The following is an 18,391-nucleotide window of genomic DNA, read 5'->3' on the forward strand; positions in this document are numbered from 1 at the left end:
GTAAGATGGAACAACAAGACGTTATGCATCGATCGACTGAGGAATACCGAATGATGGAAGAGCTCGTCGCTTCGATGGAGCGAACCATCGTCGGACAAACGGACACCGTTCGAATGCTGGTCGCCGCTTGGCTCGCCGGCGGACATGTTTTGCTGGAGGGCGCGCCGGGGCTTGGGAAAACGAAGCTGGTCCGCACGCTCGCCGGACTGGCGGACGGTGTTTACCGCCGCATCCAGTTTACGCCCGACCTGATGCCGAGCGATATTACCGGCAACGTCGTGTTCAATCTGAAGGAGAACGCCTTCGAAACGGTGCAGGGGCCGATTTTTGCCCATGTAGTGCTTGCCGACGAGATTAACCGGGCCGGGCCTAAGACGCAAGCTGCGCTGCTGGAAGCGATGGAAGAACGGCAGGTGACGATTCACGGCCGGACGCATCCGCTGCCGCAGCCGTTCTACGTCGTGGCGACGCAAAACCCGGTCGAGCATGAGGGAACGTATCCGCTGCCGGAAGCGCAGCTGGATCGTTTTATGTTCAAGCTGATTCTCGGTTATCCGGATAAAAAGGCGGAAGAAGACATCCTGCGTTTGCATGCGGAGGGAGCGGCGGCTGCGGCAGCGGGGACGCCGGATTCGCCAAGCGGCGGCGGCCCGTCCGCGCCGATTCGCACCATTGAAGATATTCGGCGCTGCCGGGCGCGTGTCGCCGAAGTGGCGGTCGAGGAGACGATCATCCGATATATCGCCGAGCTTGTGCGCAAAACGCGGGAAATGGGCTCCGTCCAGCTCGGCGCAAGCCCCCGCTCCGGTATCGCCGTATTAAACGCGGCCAAGGCATGGGCTTTTCTCGAAGGCCGCGCTTTTGTCACGCCCGACGACGTCAAAACCGTCGCGCGTCCGGCTTTGCGCCACCGGCTGCTGCTGACCCCGCAAGCTGAACTGGAGGGGATGAACGGTGACCACGCCGTCCAGGAAGCGCTCGCGTCCGTTCCGGTTCCTCGCTGAAGCCTGGGCGCTCTGCGCGATTGTGCCGACGCCCCGTCTGATTGCGCTGGCGGCCGCGGGAGCGGCGATCATCCCCGTCGGCTTCGCGTTTCAGACCGGGTATTTGTTGTTTTGGGGATATAACGGGATATTGCTGCTGCTGTCGGCATTGGATCTGATGCAGCTTCCCCGCAGACGGGAGCTGGAAGTGGAACGCGAGCTGCCGGGCCCTGTGGACGTAGGCCGTCCGTTCGACGTCCGAACAACGTTTACGAACCGCGGAACGACCGCCATTCGGATTGAAGCCGTCGGCGATTGGCCGCTTTCCATCGAAGCGGCGCCGAGTCGGGTGCCTTATCTCGAAGCGGGCCGCAGTCTGACCATCACCGGTACGGGTATTGCCCGCGAGCGCGGCAAGTATCCCCTCGAATGGCTGGATATCCGCTACTCGGGGGGCTTGAAGTTATGGATGAAGATGACTCGCGTCGAGGTGCGTCAGGAGATCCGGGTTATCCCTGATTTGTCGGCTGTCCGCGGTGTGCTGGGCTCTGTCCGGGAGAGTCTGATTCTCGACGGCACGCGCATCTACCGAAAACAGACGGCCGGTTCCGAATTCCATTATATTCGGGAGTATTCGCCGGACGACGATCCGCGTATGATCAACTGGACCGCCACGGCGCGTCAGCAGCGGCTCATGACGAACGTGAGGCAGCCCGAAAAAGGCAAAATCGTCATGCTTCTGCTCGATTGCGGGAGAATTATGGGGACGCTGCTCGACGGGCGGACCAAGCTGGACCGCACTTTGGAAGCGGCATTGACCCTTGCCGCGGTGGCGCTGGGGCAAGGCGATCAGGTGGGGGCGCTGGCTTTTGCCGGGGAGGTTCGCACCTACGTGCCTCCCGGGAAAGGATTGCCTCATCTGCAAAAGATACTCGACGCGGTTTACGATTTGCAGAGCTTCGCCGGAGAAGCCGGCTACGAACGGGCGCTTCTCCATCTCATGCACGTGCAGAAGAAGCGGAGTTTGGCCGTTCTATTTACGGATATGGATCATCATCTTCTGGAGGAGCGGCTGCTGCCCTATCTGGTGCGGCTTCGCCGGATGCACGTGCCGCTGGTTATGTCCCTGCAGAATCCGGTGATGCGAGCCTGGTCCAGGGCTGAAGGGAAAGACACGCACACGGCATTTATCCGCAGCACGGCGCAGAAATGGGAGCTCGATCGGCGAGGCTATACGAAAAAATTGGCCGGCATGGGCATCCATGTGCTCGATGTCCCGGCAGACCGTTTGGCGCTCGCCGCGGTTAACACTTATTTGGAAATCAAATCCCGCGAAGCGTTCTGAACGTTCTGAGCGCGGAGGAACCGGCAATAGAAGTAATACAGCGCGAGCAACGCAAGCGTGAGAACAGCGACGCCGTACTTCATTTCGAGCGAAAGTCCCGAAGGGGTGACGTACCCTTCGATCGTGCCGGCTACGACGAACATCGGAACCGTTGCGAGCAGCAGCTGCGCCGATTCCTTGGCATTACGCAGCAGGGAGAAACGCCTCGGGTGCGGGCCGGGTACCAGCATGGCGTAGCCCATGTACAATCCGGCTCCTCCGGCGATGAAGATCGCCGTCAGTTCGATGACCCCGTGCGGCAAGATGTAGGCCCAGAACGTATACGATTTGCCGGCCTGCCAGAAGAAGGCGGAGAGCGCGCCGATGATCAGCCCGTTGTAGACGAGCAGGTAAACGGTCCAGATGCCGAACGTGATGCCGCCTACAAAAGCGAGAATCGCGACGCGGATATTGTTGGTCATGATCGCGGTCGAAAGCAGTGCATGCGGAGCCGATTTGGCGCCTTCGCCGATTTGCTCGGCGTCGATTCCCTTGGCGATCGCCTCGGGGAGCACCGCATGCAAATTGGCCGGATCGGCCAGCACGGCGAAGAAACCGGATAATGCGCCGAAGAGGAACAGCAGTGCTGCGGCTGCGGCGAACCATTGGCGCTTCAGCAGCAGCAAGGGCAGCACGGTGCGGAAGTAATGCCGAAGCTGATGGCTGCTTTTGAATTGCTCCTGATAGAGCGTGTGATGTGCCCGGGTCGTCAATGCGTTCAAATAAGGCACAATCTCGTCGGAAGGGCTTTCGGACCGCATGTAGCTCAGGTGAGTCGAAACGCTCCGGTACAACTCGGTCAACCGGTCGATCTGCGAAGCTCCGACGCTCCTCGGACGCCGTGCGAATTGCCCGAGCAATTCTTCCAGTTCATCCCATAAAGCGCGATGCCGGCGTATGAACGAACGAACCTCCATTTATGCCACTCCTTTCCATACCATGTTAGCATATTTGATCGAAAGTAGGGAAGTTCATTGAACGAAACGTTGGATCGGCAAGTCAAAATCGTTACGCCCGAGCAGGTGGAGCTGCACTTTCGGACCGCCGGAGTCGGCAGCAGGGCCGCTGCGCAGCTGATCGATTGGGGCGTGCTGCTCCTCTTTTATATTCTTCTGATAGGGGCGGCCGTCGAAGCGGCGACGATGGAAAGTATGAAGCCGGACCAGGGGCAATACATCGCGGCTGCGGTTATCGCGGTCGTGTTCATCGTACAATATGCATATTTCTGGTTAAGCGAATATTTTTGGGGAGGGCGGACCGTCGGGAAGCGGGCGGTCGGGCTTCGCGTCATTCAGGACAACGGTCAGCCGCTCACGTTTTTGTCGTCGGCGCTGCGCAACTTTTTTCGGGTGCTCGATCTGCTCCCCGTCGGGTATGTCGTCGGTTTATTGTTCGTCTTCTTTCACCCGCAGGATAAACGGCTCGGGGACATGGTCGCCGGTACGATCGTCGTGTATGACGACGATCGTTCGGGCAGCGTCAAGAAACGGAAGCTGGAGCGGGTGCTGTCCCGCTGGACGCCGGCTGCAATAGGATTGGACGAGGCCGCAAGACGCAGGCTCAACCGCGATGACTGGGCAATGCTGAGTCTATTCGTCGAGCAGCTGCCCGACCTGCCGGAAGGCGAAGCGCTGAAACTTACCGGCCGCCTGGCCGGCCATCTTCGCGCCCGCATGGAGTGGCGGGAAGGCGCGCCGGACCTCGGGAAAGCGGCGGTGGAATTTGTGCTGGGCGTACACCGTGAAGTCCGCGACGAGTGGGAGTATTGAAAATGTGAGGCATGCGAAAACGGAGAGATGGCGGAACGGTTTGTTCCGTTATCTCTCCGTTTTCGTTTTCGCTCACTCCAGCATAACTCTGCCGCGCAGATGGTGGAATGCATCGACGAACACCCGCTTCGCCTCCGCCAAATTTCCGGAGACAATCGCCTGATAAGCGGCCTCGTTGATCTCGTTGGCGGAGTAATGTTGCTGCTGCGGGGTTTGTTTCCAATGCGCGACCGATTTCATGATCATTTTGTCCCGCAGCGAATCGGTCATTTGCAGCATCGTTTCGTTGCGGGCCGCGGAAATGACCGCGCGCCTGAACAGCAGCGAATGCTCGATATAGGAGCGATAGTCGTTTACCTTGCTGGCTTCCAGTTGGCGGTTCAAAAGCTCCCGCAGCATGGGAGCGTCGAAGGCGGAGCCGTAACGCTCTGCAAAATCGAGCACGTACAGCAGCATGGACAGCATCGCTTCATACATGTCCAATATTTCTTTATATGTAAGGTCTCTGATCTGAATGCCGCGTTTATGGACGGAGACGATGAACCCTTCCGAGGCCAGATGCGACAGTGCGGAGCGGATCGGCGTGCGGCTCATGTTCAGCTCGTTTGCGAGTTCGTTTTCCGATAAAATCGTTCCCGGGAAATATTCGCAGCTAATAATTTTTTCGCGTATCGAAGTATAGGCAATCGTTTCTAACGAGCGGCTGGTCATCGGGAAACTCCTTTTTCCTTCCATCTGTACTACAAAACCGATTGTACACCGGGGGCCACAGCTTGGCAACAAATGCCGCAGCGGACGGGACACAAATTTACAAATTGACTACAGCCGGTTAACACTCCGCTGACAAAAAGCTTGTAAGCTGGTTGTATACAACGTTGTATACAACAAAAGGAGCGATTACAATTATGACTTCAAGTACAAAACCCGAACTCCGGCGCCTCGACGGCACAAAGCTTCGTTTAAGCTGGAACAATGGCTTGGGATGCGGAAAGGTGAAAATTTATTGGAGCCCGTCGCCGGACAGCGCCAACGGTGACCGTTTCCTGTTGACCGAGGAGGAAGCAACGGAGGAAGAGGGGATATCCGTCATATTGGAGGACCCGAATCCGGGAAGAAGAGCCTATTATCATCTTCGCCATGAACATGGTGCCGCCGGAATCGTGGCGGAGCGGAGATTGCCTCTGGAAGGAGCCGTCCATCTGCGCGATTTGGGAGGATATGATACGGAGGACGGAAGAAGCGTCAAATGGGGGCAGTTGTACAGGTCCGAACAGCTTTCGGACCTCACCGAAGCGGACCGCGCTTATTTGCAAAGCTGCGGGTTGAAGCTGATTTGCGATTACCGGGCGGATAACGATCCCTTCTTCGCGCCGTACGCGGAAATCGGGTTCGTCCGCCACGTGCGGCTTCCGGTGACGACGACCGAAACGGCGCCGCCCGGCGAAAGATTGATCCGTGCGAACCAAAACTACGTGAGCCGACATGCGCAGGAATTTTCCCACATGCTCCATTTGCTTCTGGAGGAAAACGGGTTTCCCCTGCTGCAGCACTGCGTTGCCGGCAAAGACCGGACGGGCTTCGGTGCGGCGATCGTTCTGCTGGCTTTGGGCGTGCCGGAGGCAACCGTTATGGAGGATTACCTGCTGACCTCCAGTTTCAAAGATGCGCTCTACCGCAAGCTGCTGAAGGGCAGCGAGGCCGGATCGGCCGCCGAAGATACGCCGGGTATTCTGGAAGCCCGGCCCGAATACTTGCAGGCGGCATTCGATGAAATGCGCAGCGGCTACGGAAGCGTTCGGCGGTATTTGGAAAGCGCGCTTGGGCTCACGCGGGACAAAAGAACACGGCTGCAGGAATTGCTGTTGACCGAATAACATGGTCCGAAGAAAGGGGAAGCCTTACTCCATGCCATCCGTCCGCAAACATAACGTCTGGATATACATATGTTTGCTGCCGGCGCTGACCGGCAGTCTCGTATTTACAGTGTATCCCGTTTTTTATGTGATCTACCTGAGCGTGCACCAAGTTGATCTGCTGAGCGGCACAACGAAATTCGTGGCGTTCGGAAACTATATGCGGCTGCTTCGAACGCCGGATTTTTTGCAGGTGCTCGGTAATACGCTTGTCTATACGCTGCTTACCGTTGCGGTTTCCTGCAGCCTGGCGCTGGTTGTCGCGGTTATGGTAAACCGTCCGGGGAAGTTTCATGCGTTCATTCAAACGGCGGTGTTTTCTCCGCATATTATTCCGCTAGTTTCCATATCGCTGCTATGGCAGTGGTTGATGGAGAAAGACTCCGGGCTGCTGAACGGCATTCTTCAAGGTGTCGGCCTGCCGAAGCTGCTGTGGATCGACAGTCCGGACACCGCTTTGATGTCCCTCATGCTGGTGGCGGTTTGGAAAAGCCTCGGGTTTAACGTCGTGCTGTTCGTGGCCGGCATGCAGTCCATTCCCGGTCAAACGCTGGAGGCGGCGCGCTTGGACGGCGCGGGCCCGGCGGTGCTGATGCGGCGCATCGTGATCCCGCTGCTGTCGCCGACGCTATTTTTTGCGCTTACGGTGAATATGATCGGGTCGTTTCAGGTGTTTGATTCGGTCAAGGTGATGACCGGCGGGGGGCCCGGCAATGCCTCCAACGTGCTAGTGCACTGGATTTACCAGACAGGCTTCGAGTTTTTTCGGTTCGGGGATGCGTCGGCGGGGGCGGTCATTCTGTTTCTGCTCGTTTCTCTGCTCGCGGCGCTGAATTTCGGCATTTTGAAATCGCGAATTCATTATCAATAAACCGGCGGGAGGTAAGAAGATGGTATTGGCAGCAAATCGCAAGGCGTTGGCCGCATGGGGCACGAGAACCATCCTGCTGGCAGTCGGCCTTGTTTATATATTCCCGCTGTACTGGATGGTTGTCACTTCGCTGAAGTCGATCGCCGAAACGGCCGTATTTCCGCCGACCTGGCTGCCCGGGCGCTGGATGTTCGAAAACTTCGCGGACGTATGGCGGACAGGCCCCTTCGAGCGGTATTTTCTGAACAGCGTGCTCGTCTCCGCCGGCATCGTCCTCATGGAGCTCACCGTGGCGGTTCCGGCGTCTTATGTGCTCGCGAAAAAAAGCTTTTCCGGCTCGCGGGCGATCTTTGCGCTGATTTTATCCGGAATGATGATCCCGATGCAGGTGGTGGTCATTCCCGTCTATTTGCTGCTCAGCAAGCTGGGATGGATCAATACGTATGCGGCGCTGATCGTTCCGTTCCTGTCTTCGTCCACGGCCGTATTTTGGCTGACGGAATCGTTCCGGCAAGTTCCGAATGAGCTGGTGGAAGCGGCCAAAATCGACCGGGCCCCGGAGTGGCGGATCGTATGGAACGTGATGCTTCCCGCAGTGAAGCCGACTTTGGTGACGATCGCGCTGCTTATTTATATCGCGCATTGGAACGATCTGTTTTGGGTACTTGTCATGACGAATAACGAAAACATTCAGACCTTGACCGCGGGCATCGTCAAGCTGAAAGACGCAGACGGGCTGCAGTGGAATTTGCTGATGGCCGGCAATGTGATCCTCGTCGCTCCGATTTTGCTGCTTTATATGGCGGCCGACAAGCAGATCAAATCCGCCTTTACGCACGGCGGGCTGAAATAATACAAACGATACGGAGGGAATGGAAATGAAAAAAACAGCATGGGCGCTGCTGGCGGCAGCGATGGCGATGACGGCCGGCTGCGGTCAAGGCGGGTCGGCAGGCGGCGCCAACGCGAATAAGGAAACGGCGGCCCAACCGGGCCAAAAGGTGAAAATCGAATTCTGGTACTCGCAGCAAACGGTCATCGGCGACCAGTTGCAAAAGCTGGTCGACGGCTTCAACCGCAGCCAGTCGGACATTGAGGTAAGCGGCGTCAATCTTGCGGACGCGGGCGCTCTTTCCACGAAGCTGCAGGCCGCTTTGGTCGCGGGCAACCAGCCGCCTCTGGCGATGCAGGCCACGACGCAAACGGGCGAATATGCGCTCGCAGGCGCGCTTGAGGATTTGCATAAATATGTTGCGAAAAGCGAGCTGGAGCAAATCCACGAAGGGCTGTTCGGCAATGCGCTGATCGGCGCCCAGCTTGCAGGCATCCCGTACAACCGCAGCACGATGGTCATGTATTACAACAAAAACATGCTGCGCAAGGCCGGTTTAAGCGAAGACGGCCCGAAAACGTGGGACGAGCTGCGCAGCTTCGCAGCCAAGCTGACCGATAAAAGCAGCGGCGTGTACGGTTTTGAAATGCCGATGGACGTTATCTTGTTCGAAACGAGCCTGCTGCAGCAAGGGGGGACGATGTTCTCCAAGGACGGCAAAAAAGTGGCGTTCGACAGCGAGGCCGGCAAAAACGTCGTGCAATTTTATCAGCAAATGGCGAAGGACGGCATCATGAAGGTGCCTTCGGGCACGGGGACGGCTTCTTATACCCCGATGCACAATGACTTTTTGAGCGAAAAGCTGGCGATGATGGTCTCAACCTCCGCGGTGACGGCAACCATGCTTCAGTCGACCAAGGACAAGTTCGAGCTCGGCACGGCGATGCTGCCTGCCGGCGTCCAATACGGCGCCTCGACAAACGGGTACAATCTGTGCGTGCTGCTCAAAGCGCCCGAGGAGCAGAAAAAAGCCGCTGTTCAGTTCATCAAATATTTGCTGCAGAAGGATAATGCGGCGCAAATGAGCGTAGGTACCGGATATATCCCGAATACGAAGGATGCGGTCGCTTCAGAGCAGATCAAGCAGCTGTGGGAGAAGCAGCCGCAGTACCGCGTCGCCTACGAGCAGCTCCAATACGCCAAAGCGAGACCGGTCATGAGAGGGTATACGGAAATCGCCAACAAGATGCAGGATGAGTTCAAAAAAGCGCTGTTGGACCCTTCCATCGCTCCCGAGCAGGCGATCAAATCGATGGCGGGCCAGGTGCAGCAAATTATCGATATGCAAAAGTAAATTTTTCAGCTGATGGAAGGGAGTTGCGGCAGATGAAGTTTTTTGTGGATAAGGAAAGGTTCGGAACGGACAAGCGGCCCTGGCATGGAAACCTGCACGGGGATACGGAAGGGGCGCTGCGCTTCGCCGTTCTCGGCGACCGCACGGGCTTTGCTTTGCCCGGAGTGTTCGAACAAGCGCTCGATAAGGTGAAACGGATGAAGCCCGACTTTATCCTCTCTGTCGGCGATTTAATCGAAGGCTACCGGACCTCGGCACAGGAAGCGCACGAAGAATGGGATGAAATCGACGGGATGACCCGGGAGATCGGGGTGCCGTTTTTCAAGGCGATCGGCAACCATGACTGCGGCAGTGCGCTCATGCTGAACGTATGGAGAGAACGGTACGGCGCGGAGTATTATGCGTTCCGGCGCGGGAATGCGCTGTTTTTGATCCTGAATACGGAGGACCCTCCGGTGCCGCTGCATGAGAAATATATCCCGGTGCTGAGGGAGATGGAACGTTTGGTCAGGCAAGACCCGGCGAGCGGGGAGGCGGCGCTTCAGTCGTTTTTCGCCCGGCTGGATCAATCGCCGGACGAGGAGCACGAATCCGGCGGTGCGAGCCCGCGTCTTGGGGAGGAGCAGCTCGTCTTTGCCGCGAATGTGCTGGCGGAAAACCGGGATGCGGCCTGGACGTTTGTGATCATGCACCGGCCCTTGTGGAAAACGAGCGATCCGGGCTACGCCAGATTGGAGCAATTGCTGGAAGACAGGAAACACACCGTGTTCGCCGGTCATCTTCATGACCTGGAAATGACGGAGGGCCGAAGTGGCGGCATGCTGATCCAGCTCGGCCGAACCGGCGCATGCAAGCATAGGGCGCATCTGCGCGACGGTCATCATATTTTATGGATAACCATAGAAAACGGCATGCCCCGCTGCGAAGTCGTCCGGCTGGACGGTTGTTAAGAAATAATTAAGAGTTCCTTCAGTGGGGATTTATATTTTCCTTGTATGCTGTATATAAATCGCCACATTTGACGAAGGGGGATCTCTATGAACGAACAACTTGAGGGGATTGAGTTGTTTCTCGATAATATTCACAAGATCGAGCGGCAGGTGTTTCAGCTCATCGAGAAATCGAATTTGACGGAACGGGAGAAGCAGTTCATTCTCGAACATATTTTAATCGTCCCCGGCAAATAATGTAGAACATACCAGGCTGGGGAGATGACCGCAAGCAAGATGCAGCATAATCTGTTCGTTTTCATTGCCCATTACGGTTACGCAGGCATTTTCGGAGCTTTGATGCTGGGCATTATCGGGGCGCCCGTGCCGGACGAATTTTTGATGACGTTTTCCGGTTATCTGGTCTCCAAGGGCAAGATGCACTTTGTGCCGACGGTGATCGTTTCCGTGCTGGGCAGCTTTGCCGGAATGTCCCTTAGCTACGCAATAGGATATAAATTCGGGTATCCGCTTGTCGAGAAATACGGGCAAAAGGTTCATATCACGAAAGAGAAGCTGGAACGCACGCAGATCTGGTTCGGCCGATTCGGCAAGTTTGCGCTCACCGTCGGCTATTTCGTACCGGGATTGCGCCATCTAACGGCTTACAGCGCCGGGATCAGCAAATGGCCGTACCGAAGCTTCTGCCTGTATGCCGTGCCCGGCGCCATGCTGTGGGCCATCGCTTTCATCGCGCTCGGCACTTATTTGGGCGAGCATTGGCACGCCGTTACCACGGCGATACATCGCTATCTTTTGCTCGGCTTCGCCGTGCTCGCCGCGGCGGCTGCCGCCATATGGTATTTAAAGAAGGCCAGAGGCAAGCGAATGGCGGCCAAATAAGCAGCCGGTCTTAAGGATCAGGCTGTTCCCCGCAAAAATCAACTCTTCCGTTCGGACGGCGCACAAGCGCCGCCTTCGCAAGCCGCTTCTGCCGCATCTTCCGCCGACTCGTTCAGCACCGTCAAGGTGCTGCGTTCGCTCCACGCCTTCTCCAGTGCATTAAGGAACACTTCGCTCGGCTGCGCGCCGGAAACCGCATATTTGCGGTCGATGACGAAAAACGGCACGCCGCGAACGCCCAGACTTGCCGCCTCGCGCTCGTCGCCGCGCACTTCCTGCGCGTATTCTCCGCCGGCAAGCATAGCGGCCGCTCCACTCCGGTCGAGCCCGGCCTCCGCGGCAAGTGCGGCTAACGTATCGTGATCGCCGATATGCTTCGATTCGGTAAAATGCGCGCGGAACAGACGCTCCGCCATTTCACTGCCTTTGCCGTGCCGTGCGGCGAAATGCGTCAAACGATGAGCGTCGAGCGTATTCGTCAAAACTCTCGTATCGGTATGATACGTCAGCCCGACCGAACGCGCCTGCTCGTCGACATTCGCGTTCATCGCCTTGGCCTGCTCGCGGCTCATACCGTATTTGGCAGCGAGCATATCATGTACGTCATGACCGGCATCCCGCGGCGCGTCAGGGTCCAGCTCAAAGCTGCGGAAGACGATATTAACTTCGCTTTTTCCGGAAAATTGCTGCAGCGCCTCCTCAAAACGGCGTTTCCCGATATAGCAGAAAGGGCACACAAAATCGGACCATATTTCAACATTCATAAAGGACACCTCCGTATTTTATCCTTGAGATGTAACCATTATAATTACAACGCTTCGGTTTGTCAAAAAGGATTATCCGTAAAAAAACCCGCTTGCCGTAAGCAGCGGGCATATCCAGCTATTTATTGTTGAAATCGCGGAGCACTGTAGCCGGCATGCGGCTGCGGTCTTTTTGCTCTTTCTTTTTCTTGTCCTTGTTGTCCGGATTGGCCGAAGTGAACCGTGCGGCGTCCATTCCGTCCATAATGTTCATCGGAGTCCCTCCTATCTTTCTCAAGCGCGGCGAACCTCCGTAGATTACCCTAATCTTTCGCTGTCTATGCCGGGCTATGGAGTTCGCTTGCATGAGAGAAGGACTTCGTTCGGCAAATTAATAAATTGATTGACGTAAAATCCGTCAAATTGGCTCCAGCTTTGCTTGCAGAGCTCCTGCTTGGCTTCTTCGACCGACATTCCCTTGCGATAAGGGCGATCCGAGATCATGCTGTCAAATGCATCGAGAATCGAGCACATTCGGGACACCGGAGGGATTTCGTTGCCCTTCAGTCCGTAAGGATATCCTGCTCCGTCCCACCTTTCGTGATGGTATTTAACGATATCCAGAATATACGGGTCCCGCTCCCCTTCGATTAAAAGAAGTCTGGCTCCGATTTCCGGGTGGCGTTTCATGATTTGCCATTCTGAGGGGGTCAGTGGAGAAGGATTGCATAAAATGTCATCCGGTATCATGATTTTTCCGATATCATGGACCGTGCATCCCGCGATAATGCTCTGTTTTTCCATTTCATCCATTCCAGGCACGTAATGGGAGATCATGGTTTTTGCCAATGCCCCCACACGGATGCTGTGCTCATAGGTCAGGGGATCCTTGGCAAGCAACCGAAGCAATAAATCGGCGACTTCCATCTCATTGCTCCTTATCATAAATTAAAAAAATCCCCGAAATAGGGGATTTATTAAATAAATTCTCTTATTTCGGCAACTGGCTGGCATGGCGTTCCCGGAACGCGTTAGCCCCTGTAGCTTTGCGGCCCCATTTTTCAATGAGTGTGCCTTTTCGTTATGAAATTGTGAAGGGAATGGGAAAATATGACTAATAGAATTATATACTCATTCCCATGATTTGTCACCCACCGATCGACAGAAAAATACAAAAAGTTCGATTATCCGTCCGTTTTCGCGGACAAACGGCAGATGGGCATGATTTAACGGTCCGCCGGAAGATTTGCCTCAAAGACGATCGGCAGCTGAAAGATGATGCTGAGCATTAACGTGCAAATGAAAAATATGATGATGGCCATAAGCGGTTTCGTTTGGTGAAGCCGGATATATGGAAACATGATCAAATTAAGCACAAAGGACCATTCCATGTTCCAACCGTGATGATAATCGAAAATATCCACCCAGGAAGCGATCAGTTCGTGCGAGCTGTAAATGCAGGCCCAAAACAGGTTATACATTGCCTGCTTGAACAAGGAGCCTTCGGGATAATGGGATAAAAAGAGCATGACGACAAACGGGAAGCTGGAAAAAGCAATCATGATGTCCCAAATATTGTGGCTAAAATGGAGAAACGGCGATTCGAAGGTCCATAAATGACGGCTTTCCGTAAGTACGTTGTATAGAAAATCGCCGACGATCACTATGTAAATGCTTGCCCTGAACTCGACAAAGCGGCTCCAGTCCGCCCATTTCCATGATGTAAAAATCCACCCGCTCAGCCCGAGCAAAAAAATGAATTCCACAATCAACAACCTCTCTGCCTTTGCAGTTTGCATGGCCATTGAAATGTAATGTTCGTCCGCTTTAAAATTATTATCCCTAATAGGACGAATATTTAGTATCCGAATCGCAAACATTTAGAATGGATCATCGAACGGAAGGGTTGCTGTCCTGTGGGATTTATTTTATTTTTCGGATTTCTGATTTCGATCGCAGGCTTGTATTTCACGAGCGAAAAAAATCTTTCCGCTATGGAGCATATGGGCATATTTTTGTTATTTATGTATGCCTATACGACGGTGTTCGATCTTTTCACGAATTGGGGGCTGCTCGCCCATTCGCAGCAGGCCGCAACCTTTCTGATTTATACGGCGGGGGAATTTGTTTTTACGATTTGCATTTTGGCCTTGGCGGACCGCTGGCATACGTTTTCGACGGCAGGGAAAAAAGCTGCGGCATTCGTCATCTGTATCGGCGTTTTGACGAGTTTTGAGGCGGTTTGCGCCTTTTACGGGTTTTTTCGTTATGATCAGTGGAAGCTGTGGACGTCTTTGATTCGTTGGCCGGTATGGATCGTTTTGGCGCTGGGCATGCGGAAGATGTTTCGGACGCTGGTGAAAAAAGGAGAAGCGCGAACATGAACATTCCTCCTTTGCCCCAGAGCTTCGACGCAAACGAATGGTTTGTGCTTGTCATATCGATTTCGGCATATTCATTGATGTGGCTGCTGCCCAGACGGTTTCCGCCTGCGGTCAGCGTTTTTGTGTTTCTGTTCGGGTTATTTTTAGCGAGATGGGCCGATCATATTTTCGGCACAAACGGAGCGTTCGACTTCTACGATACCCACGATTCCCCGAAAATGGAGCTGGCCGATTTATGTACATATCCTATGTATGCCGCCTTCGGGTATTTATTCGTTTATATCTATGACCGGCTGGGAATTCGCGGGCGGCTCCAAACCTCCCTGTTTATCGTTTTCTGCTCGCTGGCAGGTACAGGTTTGGAATACGCCGGCCTTCGGGTTCACATGTTTACCTACAAGGGCTGGAATTTGTTTTTTTCGTTTCTGTTTTACATGCTCGCTTTGTCATTAACGATCGTTTATTTTCATTGGATCAGACGGGAGTACGCCCGCATATCGCCGTCTTGCCGTGAATGAAATTTCAGCGGAAAAGGAAGAATAAGGTTATCGACCGGCCGAAGTTTGCGCCGCGAAACGATCGGAAACAGGGGGAGGAATGGGCATGCATAAATGCATCATCATAGGAGCGGGCACAGCCGGGCTAACGGCAGCCATTTATTTGGCGAGAGCGAATACGCAGCCTCTCGTCATAACCGGCCTCGGCACCAGCACCCACCTTAAGGCTTCGATGGAGCTGGACAGCTTCCCCGGCTTTCCCAAAGGAGTGAAGGGGCCCGAGCTGCTGGACAACATGCGCAAGCAAGCCGAACGCTTCGGAGCGGAGCTGCGTTCCGGACGGGTCAGCAAAGTCGATTTGTCCTCGCGGCCCTATACCGTTTGGCTGGAGAGCGGTGCGGCGCTGCAGTGCGAAACCGTTATCGTCTCCACGGGAGTTTCGCCGAACTATCTCGGCATCCCCGGGGAAAAGCCGTTCATCGGCCGCGGCGTTTATTCGTGTGCGACATGCAGCGGCTTTTTCTTTGAGGATAAGCAGCTTATTGTTGTAGGCAGCGGAAACGCTGCGCTGGAGGAGGCCGGCTACTTGTCAAGGTTTGCCCGGCAAGTGACTTTGGTGAACCCCGCTGCGGAATTTCAGGCAAACCCGCGCTTGCTCGAACGGAGCCGGGCCAACTCCAAAATACGGTTCGAACTGGAATGCACGCCTGTCGAAGTCATCGGTGGGGACAGAGGGGTCGCCGGCTTGAACGTAAACCGGCATGGCCGGCCGACACCGGATACGATACCGGCCGACGCGATATTTGCTGCCGTCGGCGTCACGCCGAATACGCAATTTTTGGAAGGCCAGCTTCCGGTCGATGAGGCCGGCTACCTGCTCGTCGGGCCCGGAACTACGGAGACGTCCATTCCCGGAGTATTCGCCTGCGGCGACGTGCAGGACCCGAAATACCGGCAGCCGGTAACGGCGGCCGGCTCCGGCTGCATGGCGGCGCTCGATTGCGAGCGTTATTTGGAAGGAAATGGCCGCGCCTAATTTCCTGAACGTTGTTAAAGCCGCTCCCTATGTATAAGGAGCGGCTTTTTGTAGTTTAGGGAAGCGGAGCTGCCGGAGGAATCCCGAGAGGAACACCTGCCCATTCGGCCGCATACGATAAAATGTTGAATCGAGCAAAAAAGGAGACGGAGCACAATGTCACTTTACCCATATCCTGCGCCCTTCCGTTATGCGGCCGATGCGGGGCTTGTGGCGGATATCGTCAAGGCGATCAATGGAGAATACAGCGCGATCGCCTGCTATGAGGGATTGTCCGCCCTCGCGCCGGGGGAAGAGGAGCGGAACCGGATTTTGGAAATCCGGCAGGACGAAATCGGGCATTTCCGGGTATTTAATGAAATTTATTACATGCTGACCGGCAAACGCCACGAGCCGCAAATGACGGAAAGCTGTCCGTCCGAATACAGGGCGGGCGTCATGTTCGCGTTTAAGGACGAGCAGGAAACGGTCGATTTTTATCACGAGATCGCGGACAAAGCCCACCATCCTTATATCAAGGAACAGTTTCGCCGGGCGGCGGCGGACGAGCAAAACCACGCGGTATGGTTTTTGTTTTTGCTGACGCAACCGGTCAGCCGATGACGCCGGTGCTTGTGATGTTGATGTCGGGAAAGACTTCGAACTCGGCATCGGGGTAAAGCTCCTGCCATTCCCTCCATGCCTCGTCCGTATCGAAATGGGTGGCTCTGTATCTAAGTCCGAAGCCGACCGGGTCGACGCGGGCTTTTTGCAGCTTTTTCAACAATTGCAGCGCTTGAGCGGTCACGGTCTGACCGGCTGCTTTCTCCAGTTCGGGAATCTTTTTTCTCGTCAGCTCCGTCATGTCCGTTTCTTCAACGAAGCCGACCACTTTCATCTTGATGGAAATAAGCGGTTTCCCGTAAGCCGTCCGCTTGATGGTAAACCGGCTTTTTACCGTCTCGGCCGAGACGACAAAGTAGTGGTCATCCTGCTCGACGCGAATGTCGAACTTGCCGATGCCTTGGTAAAAGGTATTGAGAATTTTCGTTTCCGAGGGTTGCAGGACAAGCACTTGCTTGGTTTTGTCGAACAGCGCCACCTTGTTGACGGATAATTGATTTTGTCCGCGCGGTTCGATGATCGGCATGATCGGATCGAGCCCGCGTTCGGTCAATCTTCTGTAGAAATCGAACAAATACTCCGATACGATGTAAGCTGTCTCCGTGCCGGTTTGTCCGAAAAGCAAATAGACCATATTGGAGGGCAGCCGCTCCGATTTCGGCTCGGCATGAATGACGTCGGAGGCATTCGGCGAGCCGACGGCAAGCCAGCCGACCTGCTGAATATCCCGACGCCGGATGAACCAGTCCATCACTTCTTTCATATTCCTTGACTTGACGATCGATTCGCCGATGATCAGCGCTTTGGCATGGCCAAAATCAAGCTCTTTATCGATTTTCGATTTGATGATCCTCACCGCTTCCGCGATCGAATCCCTTTCTTCCGTAACGAATATGGACGAGTTGGCCCCGAATTTTTCCTCCGGACTCGGAATCGCCAGACGGACGGTGACCCTGTATTTTTTATCTTTATTGACGGGTTCGTCTATCGCTATGGCGACAACGAAAAAACGCTTGTCGATATCTTTAAAGCCGCCGCATGCGCAAAGCGACAAGGACATCAGCAGCATGGCCATCAGTTTACATACCTTTTTTGTCATATGAACTCCTTTTTGCGGCATACACAGTCATAGCTACGTGCATCATCTCTCCGGCGAAACGGATTCTTAACCAGTTTCTGCCGACTTCGAAAATCGTTTCCTGATCGAGGTAATTGCTGATGATGAGCGCAATGGCTCCGAACAGGCCGAAAATCGTCCATTTGATCCAAGGGCTGTTTTGTTTCGACCGGGGCAAAGCGCTTTTGATAAATTCAATGGCCGTGTGCCAATGAACCATGATGCTGATTGCGGAAATGCCCGCATATAGAAGCAAAAATATGTACATGACGCGCTCTACGAAACCGAGCTCGATGCGCATCGAATCCGCCGTGCTGACCCAAGGATACGTGTAGCTTCCTACCCCGTCCAACCCATGAAATCCGACCGGAATGAAATAGGTCGTCAACTGGATGCCGAAGCCGAGCAGGCCGAGCAGCCAGATCCACTTCGTTTTGACCGGCTGGGGAAAGGCGCGGCCGAAGAGCGACATATTCAAATATCCGCTAAAAATATATGTTGTGGCGGCAAGCGTCACCCAATTCGGAAGAGTGTTAATATGACTGCCGGCGGCGATGATCGAATCCCAGTTTATGGCCCGGTTCAGAAACGATTTGGCGAAAATGATGCAGACGAGGGGCAGCCCCAGGAGCAGCAGCATTTCAAGCGTATACAGGATCGTCCGCGCTTTCCTGCTCGCTCCGTATATAACGATCGCTACATACAAAAGAGTAACCTGCCATGTCGGAGAATCCGGGTTGATGTATCGGAGGGTGATGTCGGCGATGGCGAACATCGAAATCGCTCCGGCCAAATACCACATGCCGCCGGAAAATAACTTGAACGGAACGGTAATGACTTTGCTGAAAGTAAGGTCGAGAATTTCCGGAAACGTTTTGTTCGGAAACCGGGTCAACGATTTCATAAACGCATACATAAGAAGCGTCCCGATGGGAACCGCGAGTACAATGGCGGCGGGCGTTCCTTGGAAACGGTATTCGGTCATGATTTGGGGGACGTAGCTGATGACGTTGACCAGCATGTTCAGGATAACCAGGTAATAAAAATAACGGTTCATCGGATGCCCCCTTTAA

Annotated in this window: 22 protein-coding genes and 1 riboswitch; of the genes, 14 read left to right on the forward strand and 8 right to left on the reverse strand. The window is 54.8% G+C overall.

The window, feature by feature from the left end; genetic code table 11:
* Window positions 1-53 precede the first annotated feature (53 nt).
* Together MYS68_RS01695 and MYS68_RS38800 are read left to right on the forward strand one after the other, a co-directional pair.
* Window positions 54-1,004, forward strand: a complete 951-nt coding sequence (locus MYS68_RS01695) for an AAA family ATPase (protein WP_248930780.1) — start codon at window positions 54-56, stop codon at window positions 1,002-1,004.
* On the forward strand, window positions 955-2,328 hold the full coding sequence (locus tag MYS68_RS38800) for a DUF58 domain-containing protein (RefSeq protein WP_248924159.1): 1,374 nt from the start codon (window positions 955-957) through the stop codon (window positions 2,326-2,328). Before MYS68_RS01695 ends, MYS68_RS38800 begins: the two co-directional genes overlap by 50 nt.
* On the opposite strand, the gene MYS68_RS01705 is transcribed toward MYS68_RS38800, so the two are convergent.
* A complete protein-coding gene (locus tag MYS68_RS01705) occupies window positions 2,295-3,284 on the reverse strand; it encodes a stage II sporulation protein M (protein ID WP_248924160.1) in 990 nt (329 codons plus the stop codon). The genes MYS68_RS38800 and MYS68_RS01705 overlap by 34 nt on opposite strands.
* Before the next feature lie 57 nt (window positions 3,285-3,341).
* On the opposite strand from MYS68_RS01705, the gene MYS68_RS01710 reads away from it, so the two are divergent.
* The gene (locus MYS68_RS01710; RefSeq protein ID WP_248924161.1) at window positions 3,342-4,136 is read left to right on the forward strand and encodes an RDD family protein; all 795 of its coding nucleotides are present in this window, start codon (window positions 3,342-3,344) and stop codon (window positions 4,134-4,136) included.
* Between the two features lie 72 nt (window positions 4,137-4,208).
* Here the strand turns inward: MYS68_RS01710 and MYS68_RS01715 are convergent, their stop codons facing one another.
* Window positions 4,209-4,847 carry a GntR family transcriptional regulator gene (locus MYS68_RS01715; protein ID WP_248924162.1) on the reverse strand — a complete coding sequence of 213 codons (639 nt, stop codon included), beginning with the start codon at window positions 4,845-4,847 and terminating at the stop codon, window positions 4,209-4,211.
* 281 nt (window positions 4,848-5,128) lie between these two features.
* Between MYS68_RS01715 and MYS68_RS01720 the strand changes: the two genes are divergently transcribed.
* From MYS68_RS01720 to MYS68_RS01750, 7 genes are all read left to right on the forward strand, one after another.
* A complete protein-coding gene (locus tag MYS68_RS01720; RefSeq protein ID WP_248924163.1) occupies window positions 5,129-6,010 on the forward strand; it encodes a tyrosine-protein phosphatase in 882 nt (293 codons plus the stop codon).
* 31 nt (window positions 6,011-6,041) lie between these two features.
* A complete protein-coding gene (locus MYS68_RS01725; protein WP_248924164.1) occupies window positions 6,042-6,920 on the forward strand; it encodes a carbohydrate ABC transporter permease in 879 nt (292 codons plus the stop codon).
* Window positions 6,921-6,939: 19 nt separating this feature from the next.
* Window positions 6,940-7,773, forward strand: a complete 834-nt coding sequence (locus MYS68_RS01730) for a carbohydrate ABC transporter permease (RefSeq protein WP_248924165.1) — start codon at window positions 6,940-6,942, stop codon at window positions 7,771-7,773.
* Between the two features lie 25 nt (window positions 7,774-7,798).
* The gene (locus MYS68_RS01735; RefSeq protein ID WP_248924166.1) at window positions 7,799-9,106 is read left to right on the forward strand and encodes an ABC transporter substrate-binding protein; all 1,308 of its coding nucleotides are present in this window, start codon (window positions 7,799-7,801) and stop codon (window positions 9,104-9,106) included.
* Between the two features lie 32 nt (window positions 9,107-9,138).
* Window positions 9,139-10,056, forward strand: a complete 918-nt coding sequence (locus MYS68_RS01740) for a metallophosphoesterase family protein (protein WP_248924167.1) — start codon at window positions 9,139-9,141, stop codon at window positions 10,054-10,056.
* A gap of 87 nt (window positions 10,057-10,143) precedes the next feature.
* Window positions 10,144-10,293, forward strand: coding sequence for a hypothetical protein (locus tag MYS68_RS01745; protein WP_248924168.1), 150 nt, complete (start codon window positions 10,144-10,146; stop codon window positions 10,291-10,293).
* Window positions 10,294-10,317: 24 nt separating this feature from the next.
* Window positions 10,318-10,938: a DedA family protein gene (locus MYS68_RS01750; RefSeq protein WP_248924169.1), complete on the forward strand. Its 621-nt coding sequence runs from the start codon at window positions 10,318-10,320 to the stop codon at window positions 10,936-10,938.
* A gap of 38 nt (window positions 10,939-10,976) precedes the next feature.
* Here the strand turns inward: MYS68_RS01750 and MYS68_RS01755 are convergent, their stop codons facing one another.
* The 4 genes from MYS68_RS01755 to MYS68_RS01765 all read right to left on the reverse strand — a co-directional run bounded on the left by MYS68_RS01755 (window position 10,977) and on the right by MYS68_RS01765 (window position 13,447).
* Complete coding sequence (locus MYS68_RS01755; protein WP_248924170.1) at window positions 10,977-11,702, reverse strand: DsbA family oxidoreductase; 726 nt, start codon at window positions 11,700-11,702, stop codon at window positions 10,977-10,979.
* 118 nt (window positions 11,703-11,820) lie between these two features.
* Window positions 11,821-11,955 (reverse strand): hypothetical protein, encoded by a 135-nt coding sequence (locus tag MYS68_RS38445; protein ID WP_275983412.1) that lies wholly within the window; start codon window positions 11,953-11,955, stop codon window positions 11,821-11,823.
* A gap of 74 nt (window positions 11,956-12,029) precedes the next feature.
* On the reverse strand, window positions 12,030-12,608 hold the full coding sequence (locus MYS68_RS01760; RefSeq protein ID WP_248924171.1) for an HD-GYP domain-containing protein: 579 nt from the start codon (window positions 12,606-12,608) through the stop codon (window positions 12,030-12,032).
* Between the two features lie 68 nt (window positions 12,609-12,676).
* Window positions 12,677-12,766: riboswitch (cyclic di-GMP riboswitch) on the reverse strand.
* 141 nt (window positions 12,767-12,907) lie between these two features.
* On the reverse strand, window positions 12,908-13,447 hold the full coding sequence (locus tag MYS68_RS01765) for a CBO0543 family protein (protein ID WP_248924172.1): 540 nt from the start codon (window positions 13,445-13,447) through the stop codon (window positions 12,908-12,910).
* Between the two features lie 150 nt (window positions 13,448-13,597).
* Here MYS68_RS01765 and MYS68_RS01770 point away from each other — a divergent pair, with 150 nt between their 5' ends.
* The 4 genes from MYS68_RS01770 to MYS68_RS01785 all read left to right on the forward strand — a co-directional run bounded on the left by MYS68_RS01770 (window position 13,598) and on the right by MYS68_RS01785 (window position 16,201).
* A complete protein-coding gene (locus MYS68_RS01770; RefSeq protein ID WP_248924173.1) occupies window positions 13,598-14,065 on the forward strand; it encodes a hypothetical protein in 468 nt (155 codons plus the stop codon).
* Window positions 14,062-14,583 carry a hypothetical protein gene (locus tag MYS68_RS01775; protein WP_248924174.1) on the forward strand — a complete coding sequence of 174 codons (522 nt, stop codon included), beginning with the start codon at window positions 14,062-14,064 and terminating at the stop codon, window positions 14,581-14,583. Before MYS68_RS01770 ends, MYS68_RS01775 begins: the two co-directional genes overlap by 4 nt.
* Before the next feature lie 85 nt (window positions 14,584-14,668).
* Window positions 14,669-15,598, forward strand: a complete 930-nt coding sequence (locus MYS68_RS01780; RefSeq protein WP_248924175.1) for an NAD(P)/FAD-dependent oxidoreductase — start codon at window positions 14,669-14,671, stop codon at window positions 15,596-15,598.
* Between the two features lie 156 nt (window positions 15,599-15,754).
* Complete coding sequence (locus MYS68_RS01785; protein ID WP_248924176.1) at window positions 15,755-16,201, forward strand: ferritin-like domain-containing protein; 447 nt, start codon at window positions 15,755-15,757, stop codon at window positions 16,199-16,201.
* On the opposite strand, the gene MYS68_RS01790 is transcribed toward MYS68_RS01785, so the two are convergent.
* Together MYS68_RS01790 and MYS68_RS01795 are read right to left on the reverse strand one after the other, a co-directional pair.
* Complete coding sequence (locus MYS68_RS01790; protein ID WP_248924177.1) at window positions 16,191-17,300, reverse strand: Ger(x)C family spore germination protein; 1,110 nt, start codon at window positions 17,298-17,300, stop codon at window positions 16,191-16,193. The two genes, MYS68_RS01785 and MYS68_RS01790, sit on opposite strands and share 11 nt — an antisense overlap.
* On the reverse strand, window positions 17,281-18,375 hold the full coding sequence (locus MYS68_RS01795) for a GerAB/ArcD/ProY family transporter (protein WP_248924178.1): 1,095 nt from the start codon (window positions 18,373-18,375) through the stop codon (window positions 17,281-17,283). Before MYS68_RS01795 ends, MYS68_RS01790 begins: the two co-directional genes overlap by 20 nt.
* Window positions 18,376-18,391: the final 16 nt, after the last annotated feature.

Origin of the sequence: Paenibacillus hamazuiensis, from assembly GCF_023276405.1 — a bacterium.
In the GTDB taxonomy this organism is placed as follows: domain Bacteria; phylum Bacillota; class Bacilli; order Paenibacillales; family NBRC-103111; genus Paenibacillus_AF; species Paenibacillus_AF hamazuiensis.